Here is a 24946-nt window from a genome sequence, read left to right on the forward strand (position 1 = left end):
CTCCTGACTGGGCCGTATCCCATTCGGCAAGTGAATACGGCGCCGCTCATCCGGGTGCTCAATCGAGCTTGTGCGCGCCCTTCGGAAGCCGCCCTCCAACACGACCCGACCCCCGCGAATGTCCGGCTCTGGGCAACGTCTAAAGTGGCGTGGTACGCGCGAGCCTTTACCGGGACTTCACACGGGTGAGGCTTGCTGGGATGTCTCTGTAGGGGTGTGCGTGACGGCCGTTGAATCCCGTCCAGCGGGGATGATCGGGACGGACCAGAGCCCGGCCCACCGGCCGTTCGGGGCCCGTGTCAAGGGGTTCGTGGCTCTCACCAAGCCGCGGATCATCGAGCTGCTGCTGATCACCACCGTCCCGGTGATGTTCCTGGCGCAGCAGGGCGTGCCCGACCTGACGCTGGTGCTGCTGACCTGCGTCGGCGGCTACATGTCCGCGGGCGGCGCTAACGCGCTCAACATGTACATCGACCGCGACATCGACGCCCTGATGGACCGCACCTCGCAGCGGCCGCTGGTCACCGGCATGGTCAGCCCGCGCGAGTGCCTCGCCTTCGGCATCACCCTGGCCGTCGCCTCGACGCTGCTGTTCGGCCTCACCGTGAACTGGCTGAGCGCCTGGCTCTCCCTCGGCGCGCTCCTCTTCTACGTCGTCGTCTACACGATGATCCTCAAGCGCCGCACCTCGCAGAACATCGTGTGGGGCGGCATCGCGGGCTGTCTGCCCGTGCTGATCGGCTGGTCCTCGGTCACGAACTCCATGTCGTGGGCGCCGGTCATCCTGTTCCTCGTCATGTTCTTCTGGACGCCGCCGCACTACTGGCCGCTGTCCATGAAGGTCAAGGAGGACTACGCGCGCGTGGGCGTGCCGATGCTGCCGGTGGTCGCCTCCAACAAGGTCGTCGCCAAGCAGATCGTGATCTACAGCTGGGTCATGGTCGCCGTCTCGCTCCTGCTGACCCCGCTCGGCTACACCGGCTGGTTCTACACGTCGGTCGCCCTGCTGGCGGGTGGCTTCTGGCTCTGGGAGGCGCACGGCCTGCAGAACCGCGCGAAGGCGGAGGTGACGGGCGCGAAGCTGAAGGAGATGCGCCTGTTCCACTGGTCGATCACCTACGTCTCGCTGCTGTTCGTGGCCGTCGCGGTCGACCCGTTCCTGCGCTGACGTACGTCACAGGGCCCTGCTCTCGCCTGTCGATCTACTCCTGAGTAGCATCCTGGTCATGGCAGAGACGCAGCAGGCAGACCCGAAGGCCGAGCGCAAGGCGGCCCGGCTGGCCAAGCAGATCAGCTCCTTCTCCAAGGCCCACGGCGGCGCCGAGGGCCAGGTCGCCTACCTCGGCGAACGCGGCGCCCGCATCGTCCTCGTGGGCGAGGACGGCAACTGGGGCGACCTGATGGCCCCGTCCTACGAGATCGCCGAGAAGGCGGTGGAGAAGTCGGGCATCACCGCCCACGAGTCCTTCGACGGCGAGTTCGCGGCCAAGGTCAAGACGGGCCGCTACGAGTGGTCGCGCATGGCGGGGATCCAGGTAGGCGGCCCGAAGAACAACTGACCCCTTTTAGGGGCGCGGGGAACGGCGCGATCAGCCACACACGACCGACGGCCGCCAGAACACCCGCACCCCCATCGGAACCGCGACCTCAACCCGGTTCACCCGTTAGGACCCTTAGGAACAACAGGGTCCACACCGGGGAGCCCGGATGATCGAAACGCCGTCCCTAGTGGACCAGTACTGCCACGGAGTGCTCCGCACGGAGCTGGGCCTCGGCACCTTCGAGGCCCACCTCTCCCGCACGGAGGGCCCACCCGCCCCCGGCACCACCCTCTTCGACACCCAGACCGGCTTCGCCGTAAGACGCTGGTGTCCGCCCCTGCTCGGCCTGGAACCCCACTGCGCACCGGCCCGCTACCTCGCCCGTCGCCGCGAACTGGGCGTCCTGGAGTCCGCCCGCCGGCTCCTGCGCGGCAGCGGCATCACGACGTACCTGGTCGACACGGGCCTGCCCGGTGATCTGACCGAACCCGGCGAACTGGCCTGTGCCGGAGCCGCCGAGGCCCGCGAGATCGTACGCCTGGAACTGCTCGCCGAGCAGGTCGCCGACACCTCCGGAACCGTCGAGTCCTTCCTCGCCAACCTCGCCGAGTCCGTGCACGCCGCCGCCGCGAACGCCGTCGCCTTCACCTCCGTAGCCGGAGTACGGCACGGCCTCGCGCTCGCGCCGGAGCCGCCCGGGCCGGGGGAGGTGCGGGGGGCCGTCGGCCGCTGGCTCGCGGGGCGCGATGTCGGCGGGGAGCTGAGCGACCCCGTGCTGCTGCGACACCTGCTGTGGAGCGCCGTCGCCTCGGGGCTGCCGCTCCAGCTGCACGCGGGGCTCGGCGCGCCGGGCCCGCGGATCGACCGTACGGATCCGGTGCTGCTGACGGACTTCGTACGGGCCACGGCCGGTCTCGGCACGGACCTCGTCCTGCTGCACGGCTACCCGTACCACCGGCACGCCGCCCACCTGGCCGGTGTCTTCCCGCACGTCTACGTCGACTCCGGCGCCGCCCTGGTCCGCACCGGCGCCCGCGCCGCGACCATCCTCGCGGAGATCCTGGAGCTGGCCCCGTTCGGCAAGATCCTCTTCTCCACCGGCGCCCAGGGGCTGCCCGAGCTGCACGTGGTGGGCGCCCGGCTGTTCCGCGAGGCGCTCGGCCGGGTGCTCGGCACCTGGGTCGCCGAGGGCGCGTGGTCCCTGGCCGACGCGCAGCGGGTGGCGGGGATGCTGGCCTCGGGGAACGCGCGCCGGGTGTACGGGCTCGACTAGGGCCTGTCGTTTGGATCACGCCGCAGACGCGGGGTCTGGCACGCACCTCTGCGGCGTTGTCGTCGGTTGCCGACGCTCCGCGTCGACGCCCTCCTCCGCCTTGCAGAGGCACGCACCGGACCCCGCTCGCCGGCACCGCGCAGAACAGTCGCTTCCCTGCGACCTGATCCAAACGACAGACCCTAGGCCTTCGTCAGGGTCGCCTCGGGAGCGGGACCGGGCACGTCGGCGACGACCTCCGGCCGTTCGCGCAACGACAGCACCACCCGCAGCACCCAGATCCACATCACGGCCGAGCCGAACATGTGCAGGCCGACCAGGACCTCGGGCAGGTCCGTGAAGTACTGGACGTAGCCGATGACGCCCTGCGCGAGCAGGATCAGGAACAGTTCGCGGGTGCGGTTCAGCGGGCCGCGCGGCGCGTCGACCGCCTTGAGGACGAACCACAGGGCGAACGTCAGCGTCACCACGATCCACGCCAGCACGGCGTGCAGCTTGCTCACCGTCTCCCAGTCGACCGGCATCCGCTCGACCTCGCTGGAGTCGCCGGCGTGCGGGCCCGCGCCGGTGACCACCGTGCCGACCAGGATGAGCAGCACGGCGGCCGCGACCAGGAACCACACCAGCTGCTGCACGGCCTTGCCGACCAGCGGGCGCGGCGGCGCGTCGCCCTCGCGGGTGCGCTGCCACATCACCGTGGCCACCGCGATGAGCGCGGACGTCGCCACGAAGTGGGCCGCGACCGTGTACGGGTTGAGACCGACCAGCACCACGATGCCGCCGAGCACCGCGTTGCTCATCACGATCCAGAACTGCGCCCAGCCGAGCCGGGTCAGGCCGCGCCGGTACGGCTTCTGGGAGCGCGCGGCGATGATCGCCCAGCCGACGGCGGCGCACAGCACGTACGTCAGCATGCGGTTGCCGAACTCGATGGCGCCGTGGACGCCCATCGCGCTGGTCGCGGTGAGCGAGTCCGCGGTGCACTTGGGCCAGGTCGGGCAGCCCAGGCCCGAGCCGGTCAGCCGTACGGCTCCGCCGGTGACCACGATGAGCACCGACATCACGATTGCGGACAGGGCCGCGCGCTGGACCGTCCGGGGTTGCGGGGTCCAGCGCTCGGCGATGAAGGCGAGGGGGTTGCGCAGGGCCGCCCTGGCGTCGGCGGGGGTCACTTTTGGCACGCGACCCATCGTAGGACGCCGCTTGTGCACGCTTTCACGAGGGTCCGTCATGGGCCTTCTCCCAGCCGTCGTGGGCCTTACTCCCAGCGGAAGAACCGTCCGGCCGCCGCCAGCCCCACGACCGCCCAGACGCCCAGGATCCCCAGGTCGGCCCAGGGTGTCCCGGCCCCGTGCCGGAGCACCTCCCGCAGGCCGTCGGACAAGGCGGAGATAGGCAGCAGGCCGAGCACGTCCTGCGCGGCGGCGGGGAACTTGTCGAGCGGCACGATGACCCCGCCGCCGACGAGCAGCAGCAGGAACACCAGGTTGGCGGCGGCGAGGGTCGCCTCGGCCTTCAGCGTCCCGGCCATCAGCAGGCCGAGGCCCGAGAAGGCCGCCGTACCGAGGACCAGGAGCAGCAGCACGGCGAACGGGTTGCCCTTCGGCGACCAGCCGAGGGCGAAGGCGATCGCCGTCAGCAGGATCACCTGGAGCACCTCGGTGACCAGCACGGACAGCGTCTTGGCCGTCATCAGGCCCCAGCGCGGCAGAGGCGAGGAGGCGAGCCGCTTCAGGACGCCGTAGCGGCGCTCGAAGCCGGTCGCGATCGCCTGCCCGGTGAACGCCGTCGACATCACCGCGAGCGCGAGGATGCCGGGGGCGAGGAAGTCGACGGCCTCGCCGGCGCCCGTGTCGACGATGTCCACGGTGCTGAAGAGCACCAGGAGCAGGGTCGGGATGACGACGGTCAGCAGCAGCTGCTCGCCGTTGCGCAGCAGCATCTTCGTCTCGAGCGCGGCCTGGGCCGCGATCATGCGGGTCAGGGGCGCGGCCCCCGGCTTCGGCGCATAGGTGCCGGTGGCGGTCACGAACGCAGCTCCTTACCCGTGAGCTCCAGGAAGACGTCTTCGAGGGTGTGCCGCTCCACCGAGATCTTCTCCGGCATCACGCCGTGCTGGGCGCACCAGGAGGTGACCGTCGCGAGCAGTTGCGGGTCGACCTTGCCGACGACCCGGTACGAACCCGGCGTCAGCTCGGCGGCCGAGCAGTCGGCAGGCAGGGCCTTCAGCAGCGAGCCGACGTCCAGCCCGGGGCGGCCGGAGAAGCGGAGCGTGTTCTCGGCGCCACCCCGGCACAGCTCCTCAGGTGATCCCTGGGCGATGACCCGGCCGGCGTCGATGATCGCCACGTCGTCGGCGAGTTGCTCGGCCTCGTCCATGTAGTGGGTGGTGAGGATCACGGAGACGCCGTCGGCGCGCAGGTCCCGGACCAGGTCCCAGGTGGCGCGGCGGGCCTGCGGGTCGAGCCCGGCGGTCGGCTCGTCGAGGAAGACCAGCTCGGGGCGGCCCACCACGGCCATCGCCAGCGCGAGCCGCTGCTGCTGCCCGCCCGACAGCCGCCGGTACGTCGTACGGCCGCAGGAGCCGAGCCCCAGGCGCTCGATGAGCGCGTCCACCTCCAGGGGGTGGGCGTGCAGCTTGGCCACGTGGCGGAGCATCTCGTCGGCTCGGGAGCCCGAGTAGACGCCGCCGGACTGGAGCATCACGCCGATGCGGGGCCGCAGGTCCCGGGACTGTCCGACCGGGTCGAGGCCCAGGACGCGCACCGTGCCGGAGTCCGGCTTCCGGTACCCCTCGCAGGTCTCGACCGTGGTCGTCTTGCCCGCCCCGTTGGGGCCGAGCACGGCGGTCACACCCTCCCGGGCCACCAGGTCGAGCCCGTCCACCGCGGTCTTCGTGCCGTACCGCTTCACCAGGGCCTGGACCTGGACCACGGGCTCACTTCGCATGGGTCCAGAGTCTAGGTACGTGCGCGGGGGCTCAGACCGGCGGGTGCAGGAACTCCTCCTCACGGGGCCGGTGGACCGCCAGCCACCGCTCGGCGTAGGCGACGGCGTCCGCCACCGGGAACAGCCGCGCCTCGGCCGCCCCGACCTTCCCGCGTACGACGGGCCGGTCCCGCTCGAAGTCGTGGCCCAGCTCGTCGAACCGGTCGGAGCTGATCGACACCTCGGTCACGGTCTCCCAGCCCTTGGGACCCGGTCGGCCCACGGCGACGCGCGGGGACGGTATCCGGTACTCGGCGAGATGGAAGCCGGTGCAGGAGGCGTAGCCGGCGCCGAGCAGCAGGACCCGGGCGCCCATGGCCTCCAGTTTCGGGAGCGGGCTGCGCTCGCCGAGCCGGCAGTCGGGCGCGTGGCCCTCGACCACCTCCGCCGCGCGCGGGCCGACCGCCGCGAACGAGGTCTGCGGATGCGCGCTGCGCAGCGCGCCGGGCCAGGTGCGCACGGTCTCCGGGACGACTCCGACCCCGCGCGCGGGCGTGATCCGGGGATCGTAGGCGGGCATCGTGGCGCGGATGGCCGCCCACCATTCCGGGGGCACGGGCGGGTTGCCCCACAGGGCCGGGTCGGAGAGATCGCCGGTCTGCGTCGGAACCACCAGCGTGCCCTGAGGGCCGAGCGCGTCGAGCAGTCCCTGCACGACCGCGACGGCGCCGCCGTTGACCCAGCCGAGGGAGCTGAGCGAGGAGTGCGCGAGGAGGGTCTCGCCGGGGCGCACGCCCAGCTCGGCCAGCTGCGTGCGCAGTGTGTCCCGGGTGACAAGAGGGCCGGTCGGAGGGGGTGTGGACATGGTTCGGGAGTGTCCCCGAAGCGGCTTCGGTATGCCAGCGGTTTGATCGATCAGAGATCATTTCCGCAGGTCACCTTAGGTTTACCTAAGTGACGCAGGGCACCTTCGGGGCGGCCGGACGCGGCTTGCCCGGCCCCGATGAATTACGCAACAATGGCGTTGTGAAAAACGTCGGCCAGGCTCGGGAGACCCCTACGGGGACCCCTCAGGAGGAGCTCGCGACCGGGGAGCGGTCCACCCGCAACCGAGTCGCGCGGTCCATCCTGGACCACGGCCCGTCGACCGTCGCCGAACTCGCCGAGCGGCTGGGCCTCACCCAGGCGGCCGTACGTCGGCACCTCGACGCCCTCGCGGGCGACGGTGTCGTGGAGGCGCGCGAGCAGCGGGTCTACGGCGCGCGCACCCGCGGCCGGCCGGCCAAGGTGTTCGCCCTGACCGACGGCGGGCGGGACGCCTTCGACCAGTCGTACGACAAGCTCGCGGTGGACGCGCTGCGCTGGATCGCCGACCGCGAGGGCGGGAGCGAGGCGATCGCCGCGTTCGCCCGCGCCAGGATCGCCGCGCAGGCGGGCGCGTACCGTGAGGCGGTCGAGGCCGCCGCGCCCGAGCAGCGGACACAAGCGCTGGCCAAGGCACTGAGCGCGGACGGGTACGCTGCTGCGGCGCGCAGTGCGCCCCACCCTCAGAAGGGTGAGCAGCTCTGCCAGCACCACTGCCCGGTCGCCCACGTCGCCGAGCAGTTCCCGCAACTGTGCGAGGCGGAGACGGAATTTTTCGCCGAGCTGCTCGGTACGCACGTACAGCGGCTCGCCACCATCGCGCACGGCGACGGCGTCTGCACGACGTTCATCCCCAAGATTTCCCACAACGCATCTGCAAGCACGGCCGGGAGGAACCCCGCATGACTCTCCCCACGGAGACTGCCCACCCCGAGCTCGAGGGCCTGGGCAAGTACGAATACGGCTGGGCCGACTCCGACACGGCCGGCGCCTCTGCCAAGCGCGGCATCAACGAGGACGTCGTCCGCGACATCTCCGCCAAGAAGAACGAGCCGGAGTGGATGACCAAGCTCCGTCTCAAGGGCCTGCGCCTGTTCGAGAAGAAGCCCATGCCGAACTGGGGCTCGGACCTGTCGGGGATCGACTTCGACAACATCAAGTACTTCGTGCGCTCCACGGAGAAGCAGGCGGCCTCCTGGGAGGACCTGCCCGAGGACATCAAGAACACGTACGACAAGCTGGGCATCCCCGAGGCCGAGAAGAACCGCCTCGTCGCCGGTGTCGCCGCGCAGTACGAGTCGGAGGTCGTCTACCACCAGATCCGTGAGGACCTGGAGGAGCAGGGCGTCATCTTCCTCGACACCGACACGGCCCTGAAGGAGCACCCGGAGCTCTTCAAGGAGTACTTCGGGACCGTCATCCCCGTCGGCGACAACAAGTTCGCGTCGCTGAACTCCGCCGTGTGGTCGGGCGGCTCCTTCATCTACGTGCCGCCGGGCGTCCACGTGGAGATCCCGCTCCAGGCCTACTTCCGTATCAACACGGAGAACATGGGCCAGTTCGAGCGGACGCTGATCATCGTCGACGAGGGTGCCTACGTGCACTACGTCGAGGGCTGCACCGCTCCGATCTACAAGTCGGACTCGCTGCACTCCGCGGTCGTCGAGATCATCGTCAAGAAGAACGCCCGCTGCCGCTACACGACCATCCAGAACTGGTCGAACAACGTCTACAACCTGGTCACCAAGCGCGCCGTGGCCTACGAGGGTGCGACCATGGAGTGGGTCGACGGCAACATCGGCTCCAAGGTGACGATGAAGTACCCGGCCGTCTACCTGATGGGCGAGCACGCCAAGGGCGAGACGCTGTCCATCGCCTTCGCCGGCGAGGGCCAGCACCAGGACGCGGGCGCCAAGATGGTCCACATGGCGCCGAACACGTCGTCCAACATCGTGTCGAAGTCCGTCGCGCGCGGTGGCGGCCGTACGTCCTACCGCGGTCTGATCGAGATCGGCGAGGGCGCCGCGGGCTCCAAGTCGAACGTGCTCTGTGACGCGCTGCTGGTCGACACGATCTCCCGCTCGGACACCTACCCCTACGTGGACGTCCGCGAGGACGACGTGTCCATGGGCCACGAGGCCACCGTCTCCAAGGTCTCCGAGGACCAGCTCTTCTACCTGATGAGCCGCGGTCTGAGTGAGTTCGAGGCCATGGCGATGATCGTGCGCGGCTTCGTCGAGCCCATCGCCAAGGAGCTCCCCATGGAGTACGCGCTGGAGCTCAACCGGCTGATCGAGCTGCAGATGGAAGGCGCGGTCGGCTGATCCGGCCGCAGTCCCATCAAGCCCTTACGTAACGGAAAGCGAGCACTACGACAGCCATGGCTGAGGCTCAGAACTCCCCCACCCTCGAATCCGCTCGGGCGGGGGGACCCCCACCGGTGGGCTCCACCACCACCGGCTCGATCGCGGTGGCGGCCGAGTCGACCGTCGCCACCCGCATGAGCGCGCCCCCCTCCTTCGACGTCGCGGACTTCCCCGTTCCGCACGGCCGTGAGGAGGAGTGGCGGTTCACCCCGCTGGAGCGCCTGCGCGGGCTGCACGACGGCACCGCCGTGGCCGACGGCAACGGCGTGAAGGTCGACGTCCAGGCCCCCGAGGGCGTCACCGTCGAGACCGTCGGCCGCGACGACGCGCGGCTCGGCAAGGCGGGCACCCCGGTGGACCGCGTCGCCGCCCAGGCCTACTCCGCCTTCGAGAAGGCCTCGGTCGTGACCGTCCCGAAGGAGACCGTCCTCACCGAGCCCATCCGCATCGCGGTGCACGGCGAGGGCGGCACCGCCTTCGGCCACCAGGTGATCGAGCTGGGCGCCTTCGCCGAGGCCGTCGTGGTCATCGACCACACCGGCGACGCGGTGCTCGCAGCCAACGTCGACTACCTCCTGGGCGACGGCGCCAAGCTGACCGTCGTCTGCGTCCAGGACTGGGACGACAAGGCCGTCCACGTCGCCCAGCACAACGCGCTCGTCGGCCGCGACGCCTCCTTCAAGTCGGTCGTCGTCACCTTCGGCGGCGACCTCGTCCGGCTCCACCCGCGCGTGCGGTACGCCGGTCCCGGCGGCGAGGCCGAGCTGTTCGGCCTGTACTTCACCGACCAGGGCCAGCACCAGGAGCACCGCCTCCTGGTCGACCACAACGTCCCGCACTGCAAGTCGAACGCCGTCTACAAGGGCGCGCTCCAGGGCGACGACGCGCACGCGGTGTGGATCGGCGACGTGCTCATCGAGGCCGCCGCCGAGGGCACGGACACGTACGAGATGAACCGCAACCTGGTCCTCACGGACGGGGCGCGCGTGGACTCCGTACCGAACCTCGAGATCGAGACCGGCGAGATCGTCGGCGCCGGCCACGCCTCGGCCACCGGCCGCTTCGACGACGAGCAGCTCTTCTACCTCATGGCCCGCGGCATCCCGGAGCACGAGGCCCGCCGTCTGGTGGTCCGCGGCTTCTTCGCCGAGCTGGTCCAGCAGATCGGCCTCCCCGACATCGAGGAGCGCCTGATCGCCAAGATCGAGGAGGAGCTGGAGGCGGCGGTCGCATGACCTTCGTACGCGCCTGCGGACTGGGCGAGCTGGAGGAGGACACCCCGAAGCGGGTGGAACTCGACGGCACGCCCGTGTCCATCGTGCAGACCGAGGGCGAGGTGTTCGCGATCCACGACATCTGCTCGCACGCGAACGTCTCCCTGTCGGAGGGCGAGGTCGACGACTGCCACATCGAGTGTTGGCTGCACGGCTCGCGCTTCGACCTCCGCTCCGGCAAGCCCGACGCACTTCCCGCGACGCGCCCCGTCCCCGTATACCCCGTAAAGATCGAAGGGGACGACGTGCTCGTCTCCCTCACCCAGGAGTCCTGAGGCACCCATGGCAACGCTTGAAATCCGAGACCTGCACGTCACCGTCGAGGTCGAGAACGGCACGAAGGAAATCCTCAAGGGTGTCGACCTCACCGTGAAGCAGGGCGAGACGCACGCCATCATGGGCCCCAACGGCTCGGGCAAGTCGACCCTCGCCTACTCCCTCGCGGGACACCCGAAGTACACCATCACCGGCGGCACCGTCACCCTCGACGGCGAGGACGTCCTGGAGATGTCCGTCGACGAGCGCGCCCGCGCCGGCCTGTTCCTCGCGATGCAGTACCCGGTCGAGGTCCCGGGTGTCTCCGTGTCGAACTTCCTGCGCACCTCCGCCACCGCCATCCGCGGCGAGGCCCCCAAGCTGCGCACCTGGGTGAAGGAGGTCAAGGAGGCCATGCAGCGCCTCAACATCGACCCGTCCTTCGCCGAGCGCAACGTGAACGAGGGTTTCTCCGGCGGTGAGAAGAAGCGCCACGAGATCCTCCAGCTGGAGCTGCTCAAGCCGAAGATCGCGGTCCTCGACGAGACCGACTCGGGCCTGGACGTCGACGCCCTGCGCGTCGTGTCGGAGGGTGTGAACCGCGTCCGTGACACGGGCGAGGTCGGCACCCTGCTGATCACGCACTACACGCGCATCCTCCGCTACATCAAGCCCGACCACGTGCACGTCTTCTCCGGTGGCCGGATCGTCGAGTCCGGCGGTGCCGAGCTCGCCGACAAGCTGGAGGAAGAGGGCTACGAGGCATACACGAAGGGTGGCGCATCCGCGTGACACAGCTGCCGGGCCTCCTCGACACCGAGGCGCTCCGCAAGGACTTCCCGATCCTGGACCGTGTCGTTCACGACGGCCAGAAGCTCGTGTACCTGGACAACGCGGCGACCAGCCAGAAGCCGCGTCAGGTGCTGGACGCCCTCAGCGAGTACTACGAGCGCCACAACGCCAACGTCCACCGTGGCGTGCACGTCCTCGCCGAGGAGGCCACGGCGCTGTACGAGGGCGCGCGCGACAAGGTCGCGGAGTTCATCAACGCGCCCTCGCGGGACGAGGTGATCTTCACGAAGAACGCCTCGGAGTCGCTCAATCTCGTGGCGAACATGCTGGGCTGGGCCGACGAGCCCTACCGCGTGGACTCCGACACCGAGATCGTCATCACGGAGATGGAGCACCACTCCAACATCGTGCCGTGGCAGCTGCTCGCGCAGCGCACGGGCGCGAAGCTGAAGTGGTTCGGCCTGACCGACGACGGCCGCCTGGACCTGTCCGACATCGACGAGGTCATCAACGAGAAGACGAAGATCGTCTCCTTCGTGCTGGTCTCCAACATCCTGGGCACCCAGAACCCGGTCGAGGCGATCGTGCGCCGCGCCCAGGAGGTCGGTGCGCTGGTCTGCATCGACGCCTCGCAGGCCGCGCCGCACATGCCCCTGGACGTGCAGGCCCTCCAGGCCGACTTCGTGGCCTTCACCGGCCACAAGATGTGCGGCCCGACGGGTATCGGCGTGCTGTGGGGCCGCCAGGAGCTCCTGGAGGACCTGCCGCCCTTCCTCGGCGGCGGCGAGATGATCGAGACGGTGTCGATGCACTCCTCGACGTACGCCCCCGCCCCGCACAAGTTCGAGGCGGGCACCCCGCCGGTCGCCCAGGCGGTCGGCCTCGGCGCGGCGATCGACTACCTCAACTCGATCGGCATGGACAAGATCCTCGCCCACGAGCACGCGCTCACCGAGTACGCCGTGAAGCGGCTGCTGGAGGTCCCGGATCTGCGGATCATCGGCCCGACCACGGCCGAGGAGCGCGGGGCGGCGATCTCCTTCACCCTCGGCGACATCCACCCGCACGACGTGGGCCAGGTCCTCGACGAGCAGGGCATCGCGGTCCGGGTCGGTCACCACTGCGCGCGGCCGGTCTGCCTGCGGTACGGAATTCCTGCGACCACGCGAGCGTCGTTCTATCTGTACTCCACGCCGGCCGAGATCGACGCGCTGGTCGACGGCCTGGAGCACGTACGGAACTTCTTCGGCTGAAGGGCGTGCTGAACGGTGAAACTGGACTCCATGTACCAGGAAGTCATCCTGGACCACTACAAGAACCCGCACGGGCGGGGCTTGCGGGATGGCGACGCCGAGGTGCACCACGTCAACCCGACGTGCGGTGACGAGATCACGCTGCGCGTGAAGTACGACGGAACGAAGATCGAGGACGTCTCGTACGAGGGCCAGGGCTGCTCGATCAGCCAGGCCTCGGCCTCCGTACTGAACGAACTCCTCGTCGGCAAGGACTTCTCCGACGCGCGGAAGATCCAGGAGACCTTCCTGGAGCTGATGCAGTCCAAGGGGAAGCTCGTGCCCGACGACGCGATGGAGGAGATCCTGGAGGACGCGGTCGCGTTCGCAGGGGTGTCCAAGTACCCGGCCCGGGTCAAGTGCGCCCTGCTGAGCTGGATGGCCTGGAAGGACGCGACGGCCCAGGTGCTGGGCGGCGCCGACGCCGAGAAGGAGACGACGGCATGAGCGAGACCGTGGAGATGAAGCCGGCCTCGGAGGAAGAACTCCGTGAGGCCCTGATGGACGTCGTCGACCCCGAGCTGGGCATCGACGTCGTCAACCTCGGCCTGATCTACGGCATCCACGTCGACGAGTCGAACATCGCGACCGTCGACATGACCCTGACCTCGGCGGCCTGCCCGCTGACGGACGTCATCGAGGACCAGGCGAAGTCCGCCACGGACGGCCTCGTCAACGAGTTGCGCATCAACTGGGTCTGGATGCCGCCGTGGGGCCCCGACAAGATCACGGACGATGGGCGGGAGCAGCTTCGGGCGCTCGGGTTCAACGTCTGAGATCCACTGACATGCGAAGGGCGGCACCCTGCCGGGGTGCCGCCCTTCGCGTGTTCAGTCCAGCCCGGCCACCAGCCGGAACGCCGAGTCGGCGAGGTACAGGCCGTCGTGCTGGTACGGCTCCAGGCGGAGCTGGAAGTTGCGGTGGCGCAGGAAGCGGCCCGGATAGTTCACGGACTCCAGCATGACCGCGCCCGAGGAGGCCGCGGGGCGGGGGCAGAAGGTGGCGTCCTTGTCGAACAGGGCCGAGCCGTCGTCGGTGTCCTTGACCAGGACGAAGCTGCGGTGGCGGAGGTAGCGGCCGTCCGCCGTGGCGAAGGAGTGGCAGGAGGAGTCGGCGAGGCCGGAGACGCGCTTGAACGTGGCGTCCTCGCGCTGCTCTGGGCCGGAGCCGATCTGGTCCAGGCGGACGTAGCCGTCGCGGACACGCCAGTAGCGGTCGGGGTAGTTGACCGAGCGTATGGATGTCCCGTGCGAGGCCGGCGGCTTCGGGGGTTTCGACGTGGCATGCGACGGCGAGGGCTTTGGGGCCTTCTTCTGCGGCTTCGGACTCGGGTCGGCGTCGGCGGGTGCGCTCGTGGTGGGGGTGGGGGAGGGGCGGCCCCGGTCCGCGCCCGGGGTTTCGCCGGTGCTCTTGGAGGGAGTCGCGAAGGAGATCAGACCGCCCGGGGCCGAGCTGCCGAGGGTGGTCGGCTCCGCCGCCTCGGGGGCCGGCTCGGCGGACTCGTTCTCCAACACGGTGACGGCCGTGACACACGCGCTGATCGTGGCCAGGGCGAGGGCGCCCGCCAGCCAGAGCCGTCGGGTTCCCGGTGCCCGGGTGGTGTCCGGGGCCCAGCCGCTCTCCCACGGGCGGTCCAGTGGGGGCCGGGACTTGTCTTCTGGCATGCGCTGTTCCTCCGGCGGGCACCCTTGACGGCGGTGCGGTTGTGGTCGCCCGGTGTGTGATCGGTGACACCGTAGTGGACGCTGGCGATCTCTGGGAGCCGTTTGTTGAGAGCGGTTTCACTTCTCTCGTTGTGTACGGGTGTACAGCCTGTTGTGTACGCTCGTACACATGGGTTATCTGCTGCTGGCCGGCGCCATCGCCGCCGAAGTGGGCGCGACCACCGCCATGAAGTACAGCGACGGCTTCAGCAGGCTCGGGCCCTCGCTGCTCACACTCCTCGGCTACCTCGTCTCCTTCGCGCTGCTCGCGCAGACGCTGAAGACGGTCTCCGTCGGAACGGCCTACGCGATCTGGGCAGGTGTCGGCACCGCCGCCATCGCCGCGATAGGGATCGTCTTCCTGGGGGAGGGGATGACCGTCGCCAAGGCCGCCGGGATCGCGCTGATCATCGTCGGGGTCGTGGTGCTGAACCTGGGAGGTGCCCACTGATGCCCCGGCGCTACGACCCCGAGCGGCGGCAGCGGATCATCGACGCGGCGATCCGGGTCGTCGGGGCGAAGGGCATCGCCGGGCTGAGCCACCGCACCGCCGCCGCCGAGGCCGATGTGCCGCTCGGCTCGACGACGTACCACTTCAAGACCCTCGACGAACTGCTGGTCGCCGCGCTGCGGCAGGCCAACGAGGGCTTCGCCAAGGTCGTCGCCGGGCGCGGCGGGCTGGAGGATCCCCGCACCGACCTGGCCGCCGCACTCGCCGCGTGGATGGGGGAGTGGCTGGCGGGTGACCGCACCGGCGTCGAGCTGGAGTACGAGCTCTACCTCGCCGCCTTGCGCCGGCCCGCCCTGCGGCCCGTCGCCGCCGAGTGGGCCGAGGGGGTCGCCGAGCTGCTGTCCCGGCGTACGGATCCGGTGACCGCGCGGGCGCTGGTGGCGGTCGTCGACGGCATCTGTCTTCAGGTGCTGCTGACCGGGGTGCCGTATGACGAGGAGTATGCCCGGGAGGTGTTGGGGCGGGTTGTTGCGGGGGCGGGGATGTGAGTGCCGGAGGTGGGACGGATGGGGGGCTGTGGGGGTGATGCCGGTGGTGGCGGCGGCTGCCGGGCTGCGGGTGTGAGTGGCCGGTGGCGGGGTTGCTGCGGGGCCGCAGGAGTGAGTGCCGGTGGTGGGGCGGCTGCCGAGTCGTCACCGGCAATGATCGCGTCGCCACCGGCATTGATGCCGACGGCGGGGGCCGCCGGGGCGCGTCCCGACGACCTGCGCCGAGACGTACCGCCCGGCACGTGAGACGCCCCCGTACCGGTTCGCATCGACCGCCGTCCGCCGGTTAGGTTGCCCTCATGACCGACACGACTGCTCCTCGCCCCACCGGCGCCGTGGCCGCCGGCCTCGCCACGATCGCCGCCGACGGTACCGTTCTCGACACCTGGTTCCCCGCCCCTGAACTGGCCAACGAGCCCGGCCCGTCCGGCACCGAGCGGCTGTCCGCCGAGCGTGCCGCGCAGCTGCTCGGCGGCGGTGCGACCGCGGCGATCGGCCCGGACGCCCGCCGGGGCGTCGAGGTGGTCGCGGTCCGCACGGTCATCGCCTCACTCGACGAGAAGCCGATCGACGCGCACGACGTCTACCTGCGCCTGCACCTGCTCTCCCACCGCCTGGTCAAGCCGCACGGCCAGAGCCTGGACGGCATGTTCGGTTTCCTCGCCAACGTCGCCTGGACCTCGCTCGGCCCGGTCGCCGTCGACGACCTCGAGAAGGTGCGGCTGAACGCCCGCGCCGAGGGCCTGCACCTCCAGGTGACCTCCGTCGACAAGTTCCCGCGGATGACCGACTACGTGGCCCCCAAGGGCGTCCGGATCGCCGACGCCGACCGGGTCCGCCTCGGTGCGCACCTCGCCGAGGGCACCACCGTCATGCACGAGGGCTTCGTCAACTTCAACGCCGGCACGCTCGGCACGTCGATGGTCGAGGGCCGTATCTCCGCGGGCGTCGTGGTCGGCGACGGCTCGGACATCGGCGGCGGCGCCTCGACCATGGGCACGCTGTCCGGCGGCGGCAACGTCATCATCTCCATCGGCGAGCGCTGCCTGATCGGTGCGGAGGCGGGCGTCGGCATCGCCCTCGGCGACGAGTGCGTCGTCGAGGCCGGCCTCTACGTCACCGCCGGCACCCGTGTCACCATGCCCGACGGCCAGATCGTCAAGGCCCGCGAGCTGTCCGGCGCCTCCAACATCCTCTTCCGCCGCAACTCGGTCACCGGCACCGTCGAGGCCCGGCCGAACAATGCGGTGTGGGGCGGGTTGAACGAGATCCTGCACAGCCACAACTGATCGGCGTCGGCCGTCCCCGAGCGCCCGAGCAGGGCCACGTACGAGTTACCCGCCGTGACCTCGTGGTGGTTTTTGCAGATGAACGGGTGGGCGCAGAGTCCGATGAACGGGCGGACGCCGTGTCCGAATCATCACCGAACCGACGAAACGAGGACCGAGGCATGAGGAACGAGCGGGGGCGGGCCGTGGCGCGCTGTCTGGCCGGGGCGGTCACGGCGCTGGTGGTGTGCTGGCTTCCGGTGGGGGCCGCGCACGCCGACGAGACCAACACGGGCTCGCACAACGGCCACCGGGTGGGGCTGCTCAACGTCAACGTCGGCCAGGTCGACGACCCGGCGGAGGACGTGCTGGAGCACACCCTGCTGTTCGGCGACGGGTACGCCTGGAACTGAGCCCGCACATCGACGGGCCGGGGCCCGTACCGCACACACTCGCGGTACGGGCCCCGGCCCGTTTTTCGTGTCCGACAGGTGGCATAGCGGGAGGCTCCCGCGCGCGTCACAAGGGGTACGGGGGCGGGCAGCGGGTCCGTTCCGGGGGGAAAGCGAAGGTGACGATGGATGCCGAAGCGCAGGAGAGCTTCCGGGAATTCGTGGCGAACAGGTCGTCCGCGCTGCTGAAGACCGCGGTCCTGCTGAGCGGCGGCGACCGGCACGCGGGCGAGGACCTGCTCCAGAACGCGCTGATCAAGGCGGCGGGCCGCTGGCACCGGATCGACGAACCCGAGGCGTACGTCCGGCAGATCCTCTATCGCCAGCAGGTCAGCCGCTGGCGGCTGAAGTGGCCGAGGCGTGAACTGAGCGTCGCCGAACTGCCGGAGACCGGCACCGCCCCGGACGCCTCCGGCGCGGCCGAGCTGCGTCTGGTGATGCGGGGCGCGCTGGCCCGGCTGACCGCGCGGCAGCGCACGGTACTGGTGCTGCGCTACTTCGAGGATCTGCCCGAGGCCGAGGTGGCCCGCATCCTGGGCTGCTCCGTCGGCACCGTACGGTCCGCCACCCATCGCTCCCTGGCCCGGCTGCGCGCCCTCGCGCCCGAGCTGACCGCCCTGGGCCCGGCCGCCGACGAACAGCGGCCGTCCCTTGACTACTCGCCCGTGGAGGTGCGTCAGTGAACGTCGACGAACTCGTGCGCGACGCGCTGCGCGACCAGGCCGAGGGGCAGCCGCCCGCGGCACCCGGCTTCGCCGACCGCGTCCTGGCGGTCCGCCGGCGCCGCCGCAGCCGCCGGCTCGCCTCCGCCGCCGCGGCGGCCGTCGCCGTGGTCGCCGTCGCCGTGGCCGTGCCGATGCTGGACTCCGGCAAGCAGGACGTACGTCCCTCGGGCGGTGTGGAGCAGACCAGCGTCACCGCCCGTCCGGATCAGTCGCCGCCGCGTGATGTGATCGCGGCCGACCGGGTCGCCCTGGCCGCGTACTACACCTCCAGGAACGTCGAGCGGTCCGCCGACCGTGCCGTATCCGAGCGCACGTACTGGCTGCTGAATCCCAAGACGAAGAAGTACGAGAAGGCCGACCGGTGGTCGTACGTCGCCGTCGCCCCCGGGCTGGTGACCGCAGCCGTCCTGGAACGGGACCTGCCTGTCCGGCGCATCGGGCTGCTCGACCTCGCGAGCGGCGAGGTCAAGCGGTGGATCCCGGTCGATCGCCCGGTGGCGGGCGTGGAGTTCTCGCCCGACGGCACGAAGCTCGTGGCCACGACCTACAGCCAGAGCCCCGACCAACGGGTCAAGATCGAGGGGTCGGACGACTGGGACGCCCTGTTCATGAAGTCGTACCGGACCGGGTTCCATGTCATCGACGTGGCGTCCGGGAGGAGTTCCTGGGCCGAGGTCAAGGTCGGCTCGGGCCCGGACGACCCGGGGACCTTCCTCAACTCCCGCCAGGACTTCGGCTTCAGCGGTGACGGCCGCCTCGTCTGGTCCGGCCTGCCCTCCGAACCGGGCAAGAGGTTCTACGACGTCGCCGGCAAGGAGGTCGCCCCGCCCGCCAGGGAGCGGCACCGGGACTGGGGCGTCGAGGCCGGGGTGTCGCCGGACGGGGCGCTCGTCGCCGGTCAGTTCGCGGGCAAGAAGTGGAAGACGTCCTCCTGGATCCTCGACTCGCGCACGGGGAAGGCGCGTACCGAGGTGCGCGGGCAGCAGCTGCTCGCCTGGGCGGACGGTGACTCGCTCGTCGCCTGGGACATCGGGCCCGACGGCAACGAGTTCCACCAGCGGCTGGCTCTGGTGACGATGGGCAGTGACAAGGTCGTACCGCTCAGCGGCTTCCGGTCGCCGGATGACACGAAGGGGCGGTGGGAGCCGGTGTTCGCGCAGCGGTGATCGCGCAGCGGTGAGGGGGTCGGTGGGCAGGCCTTGAGCCGGGCCTGTTCAGGTGGTGGTCAGGGTCTTGTAGAGCGACAGCAGTCCGTCGGTCGTCTTGGCGTCGGCAGGCCGCAGAGGGGCGCGGACCGGGCCCGCGGGGAGGTCCAGGGCGGTGAGGAGCGCCTTCGTCGTCACCGTGCCCGGGAGGCCTGCCGACATGATCGCCTCGATGAGAGGGGTGGCCTGCTGCTGGAGGCGGGCCGCCTGAGTCGTGTCGCCCGCGTCGAACGCGTCCAGCACGGCTCGCAGCCGGTTCGGGATCACGTTCGACACCGTGCTGACGTAACCGGCCCCGCCCACCGCGTACAGGGCGAGGTTGTGCTCGTCGCAGCCCGCGTAGTACGCCAGGTCCGTGCGGGCCAGCACCTTCTGGGCGGCCAGGAAGTCGTAGGAGCAGTCCTTGACCGCGACGATCCTGGGGTGTGCGGACAGGCGGAGGATCGTCTCCGGTTCGACTCGGATGCCGGTGCGGATCGGGATGTCGTAGAGCATGAGCGGGAGCTCACTGGCGTCGGCGATCTCGCGGAAGTAGGCCTCGATCGCGTCCTGCGGGGGTCTGCTGTAGTACGGGGCCACCACTAACAGGCCGTCCGCGCCTGCCTTTTCGGCCTCCCGGGCGAGGTCGAGCGTGTGGCGGGTGTCGGGCGTGCCGATGCCCGCGACGATCGACGCCCGGTCGGCCACGGCCTCGCGGACGGCTGCGATCAGGGTCGACTTCTCGGCGTCCGTGGTGGTCGGTGACTCGCCCGTCGTGCCGGACAGGACGAGGCCGTCGCAGCCCTGCGCGACCAGGCGGGCGGCGAGGCGTTGGGCGCCGTCGAGGTCCAGTGTTCCGGACGTCGTGAACGGGGTGATCATGGCGCACAGGGCGCGGCCGAAGGGGGTCGTCATATGACTAGTGTCGGTAGCACGATTGTGTAGCTCTAGTTAATTCTTCTACCTGGTACTCGTAAGGGATGCTTTCGGGTTGTGCCGAGGGAGTGCCCTATGTCCAAACCAGGGCCTCATGGGTCACCATGGCCAGGACGGTCGGCGACGGCATTTCATGGAGGCGTCATGAAGCTGGGCAAGGCACTGGCCACCGGGGTCGCGGAGGAGCAGCCGCAGGTCCTGGGCGAGGAGATCGAACTCCCTGAGCTCCAGGGACTCCAGGAAGTCGAGGGACTCCGGGAAGCCGAGGAGTCCGCGCTGGACGAGGTGCCGGTCGCCCGATGAGGCTGCGGCTTCCGACGGAGCGTCCGACGGAGCCGCCGACCGGATACAAGATCGCCTACCCGGTGCTGTCCCAGGACGGCACCCGGGCCGGGTTCACCGGTGTGTCGCTGGGCGGCGCGCTGCCGTATGGGGTGGTGGCGCAGGCGTCGTGCGTCTACGGGCTGCGGCACCGGGCGCCGCATCGGCGCTGCGACTGCGGGTTCCACTGCGTGCATGACCGCAAGGCGGCGGAGGCGTTGCTGTGCACGGCCGAGCACCGGGCTGCCGTGCTGTTGGAGGTCTCCGTTCTCGGGGCCTACATCCGCTTCGAGTGTGGGTTCCGGTATGCCCGGCAGCGGGTGCGGGTCATGACCGTGGGGGCGTGTGCGTGCGGTGCCGGGGCCGCTGCGCTGGCCGAGGCAGGCTGGGGGCGGCCGGGGTGGCGGGCCTTGGTGCCCTGTTGTGGGGGGTGTCTGCGGGGGCGGCCGTCCTTGTCCCTTGCCGGGTTCGCGCGGCTGGCGGGGGACGGGTTGCGGGTCGTCGCCGGGGGTGGTACGGCGCCGGCGGGGCTGGAGGGGGCCGAAGGGCTGGGTGTGCCCGAACTTGTCGCGGAGGCCGCGTTGTTGCAGGCGCGGCTCGACTGGTTTCAGGCTCAGCTGGCGCGGCTCGGTGAGCGTGGTGGGGGTGGGGCGGCGGGATAGCCGGGGCCGGGGTGGAGGGGTTGGCAAGGAGCGGTTGGCGAGGCCGGACTGTGCGGGGGATGGCCGGACTGTGCGGGTGGTGGCCGGGCCGGGATTCGGGGGTGGGGTAGCCGGGGGTGGGCCGGGTACTCGGGGGTTCCTACTTCGAGAGGAGGCGGAACACCGTGACCGGGACCATCGATCATCGGGCCGTGCACGACGAGCACCACTCCGTGGGTGAGCTCGTCTCACAGGCCGCGGAGCAGGCCTCCCGGCTCGTGCGGCAGGAAGTGGCTCTTGCGAAGGAAGAGCTGGCCGAGAAGGGGCGGCGTGCGGGGCGTGGCGGTGGGCTGCTCGGTGCGGCGGGTGCCGTCGCCTACGCCGGGCTGCTCGCGCTGGCCGGAACGGGGGTCGCCGCCCTCTCGCTGGTGCTGCCCGTCTGGGCCGCTGCGCTCATCGTGACGGGGGTGCTGTTCGTGATCGCGGCCGTGCTGGCCGCTGCCGGCCGGGGGCAGTTGCGCCGGGCCACGCCTCCCACGCCTGCGGAGGCGCTCGGCAGTGTCAGGGCGGACGTGGAAGAGATCAAGGAAAGGGCGCATCGATGACGGACGCGAAGGGTGGGGCCAAGGGGCCCGATGAGCTGCGCCAGCAGATCGAGCGGACTCGTAGTGCCCTCGGGAACACGGTTGAGGAGTTGGCCGGGAAAGCGGATGTGAAGGGGCGTGCGCGGACGCGGGCGGCCGATCTGCGGGACAAGGCCGGGGCGATGACCGTGCAGTTGCGGAGCAGCGCCGCGCAGGCCGGGCATACGGTGCACGACAAGGCGACGCATGCGGGGCCTCGGCCGGTGCGCGGTGCCGTTCGGGCCGGGATGCGGCATCCGGGGCCGGTGCTGGTTGCCGGCGCTGCTGCGGGGGCTGCGGTGGTGGCTGTCGGGGTGTTGCGGCGGCGGCAGCACGTGCATCACTGGTCTCGCGGGCATCGCTGGCATCGCTGAGCGGTGTGGGGTGCGGGACGGTTGCGCCTACGCGGTGATGGTGGGTCGGGGCCGCTCAGCTGCGGGCAGTCGTGCCGCTAAGGGCGGCACGGGTGGGCGCAGCGGCACCCCGCCACGCCGGGCTCCGGACCCACCCGGCCCCAGCATCGACGTTGAGCACCTGGAACCGTCGAGCCGCGCGGCACCCCTCGCTTGACCTCAAGCTTGGTCGAGGTTGAAAGGTGGGGTGCGCAGGCAAGCGGCGCATACGACTGGAGTGTTCAATGAGCCGTCGAATCGAACAGCACCCCGACCTCACCGACCCCCGGATAGGCGCTCTCTTCTTCAGTACCTGGCAGGTCGGCACACCCGAGCGGCAACGGCAGACCGTGGAGGCGATCGGGCGGGCGTGGGAGCGGCGGCCGTGGCCCACCGGTGATCTGCTGCGGTACCACGTGTACGCCGGGCACGACGGCTCCACGCTGATGCACTACTCGCAGTGGAGCGACGAGCAGGCGTACGAGGCCTCCGTCAAAGCTCAGCGGCAGGAGTGGGTCGACGAGATCGACACCGCCGTGCCGGGAATCGAGCGGTTGGGAATCGGGCGGTACCGGCTGTACCGCAGCCGGGAACGGGCCGTCGGGGACGTGCGGGTGCCGGGGCTGATCGTCACCGTGCGGATCGACTTCGAGGAAGGGTCCGGGGAGCGGCGGGAGGAGTGGGTCGATCTCGTGCTCAAAGCCCTGGGCGACGATCCGGAAGGGCACGCCGGGCTGATCTCCGCCCATTTCCATCTGAGTACCGATGGCGGGCACGTGCTGAACTACGCCGAGTGGGAGAGCGACCAGGCCTATGACGAGGCCTTGGCGGCGCCCGCGACCGACACGTGGGAGCGGGTGCGGACGTACCCGGGGGTGGCGGGGGTGAGCGGGAGCCGGTACCGGCATGCCCTGGGGCTCGTGCCCGGGTGAGTGCGGTGCCGCGGGGCCGGCTGGACGCCTTGGTTCAGCCGGCCCTTGGCCCGGGGGGTTAGGGGCGGAAGCGCAGGACCTGCGGGTCGTGGTCGCTGATCTGGTCGTTGAACTCCGCGTTGACGTGCACGCTGTCGTACTCGAAGTCGCAGTCGCGGCGGATCGACGGGCTGATCAGGATCTGGTCGAGGACCTGGCTGTTGCCCTGGTAGACGTACGAGTAACGCTCGCTGCGGGGGAGCGATTTGATCGCCGACCAGAGTTCGCCCCGGCCTTCGAGGACGCTGGTGGTGCGGGAGAACTCGAAGTCGTTGATGTCGCCCAGGGCGATGACGTCCGCGTTCTTCTGGGTGTCGAGGATGTCCTTGACGAAGGCGTTCACCAGGGTGGCCTGCTGGTGGCGCTGGGTCTCGGAGCTGCGGGCCGGCGGCTGGTACTGGGAGGTCAGGCCCTGGTCGCCGCCCTTGGAGTTGAAGTGGTTGGCGATCACGAAGACCGTGCGGCCGCGGAAGACGAACTCGCCGGCCAGCGGCTTGCGGCTGTTCTTCCAGGCCTCGTCGGCGGGGGCGATGCGGCCGGGGCTGAGCGTCAGGTGCGCCTTGCCGCGGATCTTCGTCACGCCGGTCGCCGTCGTGGCGTCACCGCCCGCGCGGTCCTGGAAGGAGACCCGCTCCGGGTTGAACAGGAACGCCTGGCGGATGTTGCCGCCGGGCTCACCGCCGTCGGCGCTGTCGGCCGGGTCGATGGAGCGCCAGTCGTACTTCGGCCCGCCGGCCGCGACGATCGCGTCGATCAGCTTCGTCATGGTCTGGTCGGCGGCGACCGTACCGTCGTTCTTCGCGCCGTTGTTGTCCTGGATCTCCTCCAGGGACACGATGTCCGGCGACTTCAGGTTGTTCACGATCGCCAAGGCGTGGGCGGCGAAGGTACCGTCCGTCGGGTCGAGGTTCTCGACGTTGTAGGTGGCGACCGCGAGTTCCGAGGAGCGCTGCCTGCGCGTCGTCTCGCGCTTCAGGCCCGCCGACTTAAGCGTGCCGAGTTCACTCGCGACCAGGGTGTAGCCGCCGAACTGGTTGTAGTCCAGCGGGCCCGCCGTCGTGCCGGCGAGGGTGTCACCGACGTTCGCCTTCGGGAAGTCGGCTGTCGAGCCGAGGGACTGGATCTGGAGGCGGCCGGTGTTCTGGGCGTCGTAGGAGCCGTAGACCGTGCCGCCGTGGCGGTTGCGGTTCTCGTGCGGCTTCACCGTCACCCAGAGTTCGGTGTACGGGTCGGTGGCGCCCACGACACGGGTGTCGGTGACGCGGACGGTCATGCCCTCCCGCGCCTCGTAGTGGTCCAGGGCGTACGTCGAGGGCTTGAGGGGGAGGGCGTTGATCGAGCCGTTCGCCGTGGTGTCGCCGGCCGGCGCGTAGGCGGCGGGGACCGACCGCGCGTCGATCGTCGTGGCGGCGGGGAGCCGGTTGCCGCTGGAGACGACCGTGGTCGTCGGCTTGGTGATCTCCGTCAGGGACTGGTTGCCGGAAGTGGTGCCGCCGGGGACGTACTCCGAGACCGTGCCGCTGACCTTGACGGAGTCACCGACCGCGACTCCCTTCGGCGTCGAGCTGGTGAAGACGAAGACGCCCTCGCTCGTCGCGGGGTCGGCGTCCGGGTTCGGGTCCTGGATCCAGAAGCCGCGGGACGAGCCGTAGGTCCGGATGCCGGTGACGATTCCGGTCACGTCCGTGACCTGCTTGCCGGCGTACGGGGATATCCGGGTACTGCCCTGGATGTCGTGGATGCGGACCGAGTCCGCGTGGGCCGGGGTGGTGAGGACGATCGTGGATGCCGCGGAGCACACGGCGGCGACGGTGAGCGCGGCGAGGCGCGCGGACGACTTGCTCGGCAACGGGAATCCCTCCGGGGACGTGACAGGGCGCCGGGACGAGGGTGGTGCGTGGACTGTCTGCCGCTACCTGTGGGGCGGGCGGTGTGACGCGCGTAGCCGACGGCGGACGGGGGCCTGGTGGGGCCGGCCCGGTGAACAAGTGTCCCCCGACTTCTACGCGCGTCAATCTCCAGCCTGCTCAGGTCACTTGTCAAGGTTTCGGCCATGTACAGTCGCTGACGGGTACATGAAGTAGGCGGCATGGGTGTAAATCCGTCTAGGCTGAGCGGCTGAGTCGTATGAGGCGCCGCTAGGAGA

The 24946-nt window shown here is 70.3% G+C and carries 29 protein-coding genes; 22 read left to right on the forward strand and 7 right to left on the reverse strand.

Features of this window, described 5'->3' with window-relative positions; translation table 11 throughout:
- Window positions 1-250: 250 nt before the first annotated feature.
- The 3 genes from ACIBNA_RS12255 to ACIBNA_RS12265 all read left to right on the forward strand — a co-directional run bounded on the left by ACIBNA_RS12255 (window position 251) and on the right by ACIBNA_RS12265 (window position 2814).
- Window positions 251-1168 carry a heme o synthase gene (locus ACIBNA_RS12255; protein WP_399165308.1) on the forward strand — a complete coding sequence of 306 codons (918 nt, stop codon included), beginning with the start codon at window positions 251-253 and terminating at the stop codon, window positions 1166-1168.
- Between the two features lie 58 nt (window positions 1169-1226).
- Window positions 1227-1559 (forward strand): hypothetical protein, encoded by a 333-nt coding sequence (locus tag ACIBNA_RS12260; protein WP_399165135.1) that lies wholly within the window; start codon window positions 1227-1229, stop codon window positions 1557-1559.
- Window positions 1560-1707: 148 nt separating this feature from the next.
- The gene (locus ACIBNA_RS12265; protein ID WP_399165136.1) at window positions 1708-2814 is read left to right on the forward strand and encodes an amidohydrolase family protein; all 1107 of its coding nucleotides are present in this window, start codon (window positions 1708-1710) and stop codon (window positions 2812-2814) included.
- A gap of 182 nt (window positions 2815-2996) precedes the next feature.
- Here the strand turns inward: ACIBNA_RS12265 and ACIBNA_RS12270 are convergent, their stop codons facing one another.
- The 4 genes from ACIBNA_RS12270 to ACIBNA_RS12285 form a co-directional block, all read right to left on the reverse strand.
- A complete protein-coding gene (locus tag ACIBNA_RS12270; RefSeq protein WP_399165309.1) occupies window positions 2997-4004 on the reverse strand; it encodes a heme A synthase in 1008 nt (335 codons plus the stop codon).
- A gap of 68 nt (window positions 4005-4072) precedes the next feature.
- A complete protein-coding gene (locus tag ACIBNA_RS12275; RefSeq protein ID WP_399165310.1) occupies window positions 4073-4789 on the reverse strand; it encodes an ABC transporter permease in 717 nt (238 codons plus the stop codon).
- A gap of 50 nt (window positions 4790-4839) precedes the next feature.
- Window positions 4840-5763: an ABC transporter ATP-binding protein gene (locus ACIBNA_RS12280; RefSeq protein ID WP_399165137.1), complete on the reverse strand. Its 924-nt coding sequence runs from the start codon at window positions 5761-5763 to the stop codon at window positions 4840-4842.
- A gap of 31 nt (window positions 5764-5794) precedes the next feature.
- The gene (locus ACIBNA_RS12285; RefSeq protein ID WP_399165138.1) at window positions 5795-6607 is read right to left on the reverse strand and encodes an aminoglycoside N(3)-acetyltransferase; all 813 of its coding nucleotides are present in this window, start codon (window positions 6605-6607) and stop codon (window positions 5795-5797) included.
- Window positions 6608-6768: 161 nt separating this feature from the next.
- On the opposite strand from ACIBNA_RS12285, the gene ACIBNA_RS12290 reads away from it, so the two are divergent.
- The 8 genes from ACIBNA_RS12290 to ACIBNA_RS12325 are packed head-to-tail and all read left to right on the forward strand — an operon-like array spanning window position 6769 to window position 13361.
- Window positions 6769-7512, forward strand: coding sequence for a helix-turn-helix transcriptional regulator (locus tag ACIBNA_RS12290; RefSeq protein ID WP_399165139.1), 744 nt, complete (start codon window positions 6769-6771; stop codon window positions 7510-7512).
- The gene (gene sufB / locus ACIBNA_RS12295) at window positions 7509-8930 is read left to right on the forward strand and encodes a Fe-S cluster assembly protein SufB (protein WP_020273984.1); all 1422 of its coding nucleotides are present in this window, start codon (window positions 7509-7511) and stop codon (window positions 8928-8930) included. The genes ACIBNA_RS12290 and sufB overlap by 4 nt, the downstream gene beginning before the upstream one ends.
- 56 nt (window positions 8931-8986) lie before the next feature.
- The gene (sufD, locus tag ACIBNA_RS12300; RefSeq protein ID WP_399165140.1) at window positions 8987-10207 is read left to right on the forward strand and encodes a Fe-S cluster assembly protein SufD; all 1221 of its coding nucleotides are present in this window, start codon (window positions 8987-8989) and stop codon (window positions 10205-10207) included.
- The gene (locus ACIBNA_RS12305) at window positions 10204-10521 is read left to right on the forward strand and encodes a non-heme iron oxygenase ferredoxin subunit (RefSeq protein ID WP_020273986.1); all 318 of its coding nucleotides are present in this window, start codon (window positions 10204-10206) and stop codon (window positions 10519-10521) included. Before sufD ends, ACIBNA_RS12305 begins: the two co-directional genes overlap by 4 nt.
- Window positions 10522-10528: 7 nt before the next feature.
- Complete coding sequence (gene sufC / locus ACIBNA_RS12310; protein ID WP_399165141.1) at window positions 10529-11293, forward strand: Fe-S cluster assembly ATPase SufC; 765 nt, start codon at window positions 10529-10531, stop codon at window positions 11291-11293.
- The gene (locus tag ACIBNA_RS12315; protein WP_399165142.1) at window positions 11290-12546 is read left to right on the forward strand and encodes a cysteine desulfurase; all 1257 of its coding nucleotides are present in this window, start codon (window positions 11290-11292) and stop codon (window positions 12544-12546) included. The genes sufC and ACIBNA_RS12315 overlap by 4 nt, the downstream gene beginning before the upstream one ends.
- A gap of 15 nt (window positions 12547-12561) precedes the next feature.
- Window positions 12562-13032 carry a Fe-S cluster assembly sulfur transfer protein SufU gene (gene sufU, locus ACIBNA_RS12320; RefSeq protein WP_399165143.1) on the forward strand — a complete coding sequence of 157 codons (471 nt, stop codon included), beginning with the start codon at window positions 12562-12564 and terminating at the stop codon, window positions 13030-13032.
- Window positions 13029-13361, forward strand: coding sequence for a metal-sulfur cluster assembly factor (locus ACIBNA_RS12325; protein WP_010039749.1), 333 nt, complete (start codon window positions 13029-13031; stop codon window positions 13359-13361). The genes sufU and ACIBNA_RS12325 overlap by 4 nt, the downstream gene beginning before the upstream one ends.
- A gap of 54 nt (window positions 13362-13415) precedes the next feature.
- Here ACIBNA_RS12325 and ACIBNA_RS12330 read toward each other — a convergent pair whose 3' ends face one another.
- Window positions 13416-14249: an AbfB domain-containing protein gene (locus ACIBNA_RS12330; protein WP_399165144.1), complete on the reverse strand. Its 834-nt coding sequence runs from the start codon at window positions 14247-14249 to the stop codon at window positions 13416-13418.
- Between the two features lie 169 nt (window positions 14250-14418).
- Here ACIBNA_RS12330 and ACIBNA_RS12335 point away from each other — a divergent pair, with 169 nt between their 5' ends.
- From ACIBNA_RS12335 to ACIBNA_RS12360, 6 genes are all read left to right on the forward strand, one after another.
- Window positions 14419-14739 carry a DMT family transporter gene (locus tag ACIBNA_RS12335; RefSeq protein ID WP_399165145.1) on the forward strand — a complete coding sequence of 107 codons (321 nt, stop codon included), beginning with the start codon at window positions 14419-14421 and terminating at the stop codon, window positions 14737-14739.
- Entirely contained in the window at window positions 14739-15287 is a 549-nt protein-coding gene (locus ACIBNA_RS12340) for a TetR/AcrR family transcriptional regulator (protein ID WP_399165146.1), read from the forward strand. Before ACIBNA_RS12335 ends, ACIBNA_RS12340 begins: the two co-directional genes overlap by 1 nt.
- A 299-nt stretch (window positions 15288-15586) precedes the next feature.
- On the forward strand, window positions 15587-16576 hold the full coding sequence (gene dapD, locus ACIBNA_RS12345) for a 2,3,4,5-tetrahydropyridine-2,6-dicarboxylate N-succinyltransferase (protein ID WP_399165147.1): 990 nt from the start codon (window positions 15587-15589) through the stop codon (window positions 16574-16576).
- 161 nt (window positions 16577-16737) lie between these two features.
- A complete protein-coding gene (locus ACIBNA_RS12350) occupies window positions 16738-16968 on the forward strand; it encodes a hypothetical protein (RefSeq protein ID WP_399165148.1) in 231 nt (76 codons plus the stop codon).
- Window positions 16969-17132: 164 nt separating this feature from the next.
- On the forward strand, window positions 17133-17690 hold the full coding sequence (locus tag ACIBNA_RS12355) for a SigE family RNA polymerase sigma factor (RefSeq protein WP_399165149.1): 558 nt from the start codon (window positions 17133-17135) through the stop codon (window positions 17688-17690).
- Window positions 17687-18898: a WD40 repeat domain-containing protein gene (locus ACIBNA_RS12360; protein WP_399165150.1), complete on the forward strand. Its 1212-nt coding sequence runs from the start codon at window positions 17687-17689 to the stop codon at window positions 18896-18898. Before ACIBNA_RS12355 ends, ACIBNA_RS12360 begins: the two co-directional genes overlap by 4 nt.
- 48 nt (window positions 18899-18946) lie before the next feature.
- On the opposite strand, the gene dapA is transcribed toward ACIBNA_RS12360, so the two are convergent.
- Window positions 18947-19831, reverse strand: coding sequence for a 4-hydroxy-tetrahydrodipicolinate synthase (dapA, locus tag ACIBNA_RS12365; protein ID WP_399165151.1), 885 nt, complete (start codon window positions 19829-19831; stop codon window positions 18947-18949).
- Window positions 19832-19996: 165 nt separating this feature from the next.
- On the opposite strand from dapA, the gene ACIBNA_RS12370 reads away from it, so the two are divergent.
- The 5 genes from ACIBNA_RS12370 (at window position 19997) to ACIBNA_RS12390 (ending at window position 22761) form a co-directional block, all read left to right on the forward strand.
- Entirely contained in the window at window positions 19997-20155 is a 159-nt protein-coding gene (locus ACIBNA_RS12370) for a hypothetical protein (RefSeq protein WP_399165152.1), read from the forward strand.
- Window positions 20152-20835: a hypothetical protein gene (locus tag ACIBNA_RS12375; protein ID WP_399165153.1), complete on the forward strand. Its 684-nt coding sequence runs from the start codon at window positions 20152-20154 to the stop codon at window positions 20833-20835. The genes ACIBNA_RS12370 and ACIBNA_RS12375 overlap by 4 nt, the downstream gene beginning before the upstream one ends.
- Before the next feature lie 164 nt (window positions 20836-20999).
- A complete protein-coding gene (locus ACIBNA_RS12380) occupies window positions 21000-21419 on the forward strand; it encodes a phage holin family protein (RefSeq protein WP_274815441.1) in 420 nt (139 codons plus the stop codon).
- The gene (locus ACIBNA_RS12385) at window positions 21416-21811 is read left to right on the forward strand and encodes a DUF3618 domain-containing protein (protein WP_399165154.1); all 396 of its coding nucleotides are present in this window, start codon (window positions 21416-21418) and stop codon (window positions 21809-21811) included. The genes ACIBNA_RS12380 and ACIBNA_RS12385 overlap by 4 nt, the downstream gene beginning before the upstream one ends.
- 263 nt (window positions 21812-22074) lie before the next feature.
- Window positions 22075-22761: an antibiotic biosynthesis monooxygenase gene (locus ACIBNA_RS12390; RefSeq protein WP_399165155.1), complete on the forward strand. Its 687-nt coding sequence runs from the start codon at window positions 22075-22077 to the stop codon at window positions 22759-22761.
- A gap of 58 nt (window positions 22762-22819) precedes the next feature.
- On the opposite strand, the gene ACIBNA_RS12395 is transcribed toward ACIBNA_RS12390, so the two are convergent.
- Window positions 22820-24649 carry an endonuclease/exonuclease/phosphatase family protein gene (locus tag ACIBNA_RS12395; protein ID WP_399165156.1) on the reverse strand — a complete coding sequence of 610 codons (1830 nt, stop codon included), beginning with the start codon at window positions 24647-24649 and terminating at the stop codon, window positions 22820-22822.
- Window positions 24650-24946 lie beyond the last annotated feature (297 nt).

It is taken from the genome of Streptomyces sp. NPDC050164 (genome assembly GCF_044459945.1).
In the GTDB taxonomy this organism is placed as follows: domain Bacteria; phylum Actinomycetota; class Actinomycetes; order Streptomycetales; family Streptomycetaceae; genus Streptomyces; species Streptomyces coeruleorubidus_A.

Coding starts and splice junctions, on each gene's coding strand:
- ACIBNA_RS12255 (WP_399165308.1), top strand. CDS start 251: ATGATCGGGACGGACCAGAGCCCGGCCCACCGGCCGTTCGGGGCCCGT.
- ACIBNA_RS12260 (WP_399165135.1), top strand. CDS start 1,227: ATGGCAGAGACGCAGCAGGCAGACCCGAAGGCCGAGCGCAAGGCGGCC.
- ACIBNA_RS12265 (WP_399165136.1), top strand. CDS start 1,708: ATGATCGAAACGCCGTCCCTAGTGGACCAGTACTGCCACGGAGTGCTC.
- ACIBNA_RS12270 (WP_399165309.1), bottom strand. CDS start 4,004: ATGGGTCGCGTGCCAAAAGTGACCCCCGCCGACGCCAGGGCGGCCCTG.
- ACIBNA_RS12275 (WP_399165310.1), bottom strand. CDS start 4,789: ATGATCGCGGCCCAGGCCGCGCTCGAGACGAAGATGCTGCTGCGCAAC.
- ACIBNA_RS12280 (WP_399165137.1), bottom strand. CDS start 5,763: ATGCGAAGTGAGCCCGTGGTCCAGGTCCAGGCCCTGGTGAAGCGGTAC.
- ACIBNA_RS12285 (WP_399165138.1), bottom strand. CDS start 6,607: ATGTCCACACCCCCTCCGACCGGCCCTCTTGTCACCCGGGACACACTG.
- sufB (WP_020273984.1), top strand. CDS start 7,509: ATGACTCTCCCCACGGAGACTGCCCACCCCGAGCTCGAGGGCCTGGGC.
- sufD (WP_399165140.1), top strand. CDS start 8,987: ATGGCTGAGGCTCAGAACTCCCCCACCCTCGAATCCGCTCGGGCGGGG.
- ACIBNA_RS12305 (WP_020273986.1), top strand. CDS start 10,204: ATGACCTTCGTACGCGCCTGCGGACTGGGCGAGCTGGAGGAGGACACC.
- sufC (WP_399165141.1), top strand. CDS start 10,529: ATGGCAACGCTTGAAATCCGAGACCTGCACGTCACCGTCGAGGTCGAG.
- ACIBNA_RS12325 (WP_010039749.1), top strand. CDS start 13,029: ATGAGCGAGACCGTGGAGATGAAGCCGGCCTCGGAGGAAGAACTCCGT.
- ACIBNA_RS12330 (WP_399165144.1), bottom strand. CDS start 14,249: ATGCCAGAAGACAAGTCCCGGCCCCCACTGGACCGCCCGTGGGAGAGC.
- ACIBNA_RS12335 (WP_399165145.1), top strand. CDS start 14,419: ATGGGTTATCTGCTGCTGGCCGGCGCCATCGCCGCCGAAGTGGGCGCG.
- ACIBNA_RS12340 (WP_399165146.1), top strand. CDS start 14,739: ATGCCCCGGCGCTACGACCCCGAGCGGCGGCAGCGGATCATCGACGCG.
- dapD (WP_399165147.1), top strand. CDS start 15,587: ATGACCGACACGACTGCTCCTCGCCCCACCGGCGCCGTGGCCGCCGGC.
- ACIBNA_RS12350 (WP_399165148.1), top strand. CDS start 16,738: ATGAGGAACGAGCGGGGGCGGGCCGTGGCGCGCTGTCTGGCCGGGGCG.
- ACIBNA_RS12355 (WP_399165149.1), top strand. CDS start 17,133: ATGGATGCCGAAGCGCAGGAGAGCTTCCGGGAATTCGTGGCGAACAGG.
- dapA (WP_399165151.1), bottom strand. CDS start 19,831: ATGACGACCCCCTTCGGCCGCGCCCTGTGCGCCATGATCACCCCGTTC.
- ACIBNA_RS12370 (WP_399165152.1), top strand. CDS start 19,997: ATGAAGCTGGGCAAGGCACTGGCCACCGGGGTCGCGGAGGAGCAGCCG.
- ACIBNA_RS12375 (WP_399165153.1), top strand. CDS start 20,152: ATGAGGCTGCGGCTTCCGACGGAGCGTCCGACGGAGCCGCCGACCGGA.
- ACIBNA_RS12385 (WP_399165154.1), top strand. CDS start 21,416: ATGACGGACGCGAAGGGTGGGGCCAAGGGGCCCGATGAGCTGCGCCAG.
- ACIBNA_RS12390 (WP_399165155.1), top strand. CDS start 22,075: ATGAGCCGTCGAATCGAACAGCACCCCGACCTCACCGACCCCCGGATA.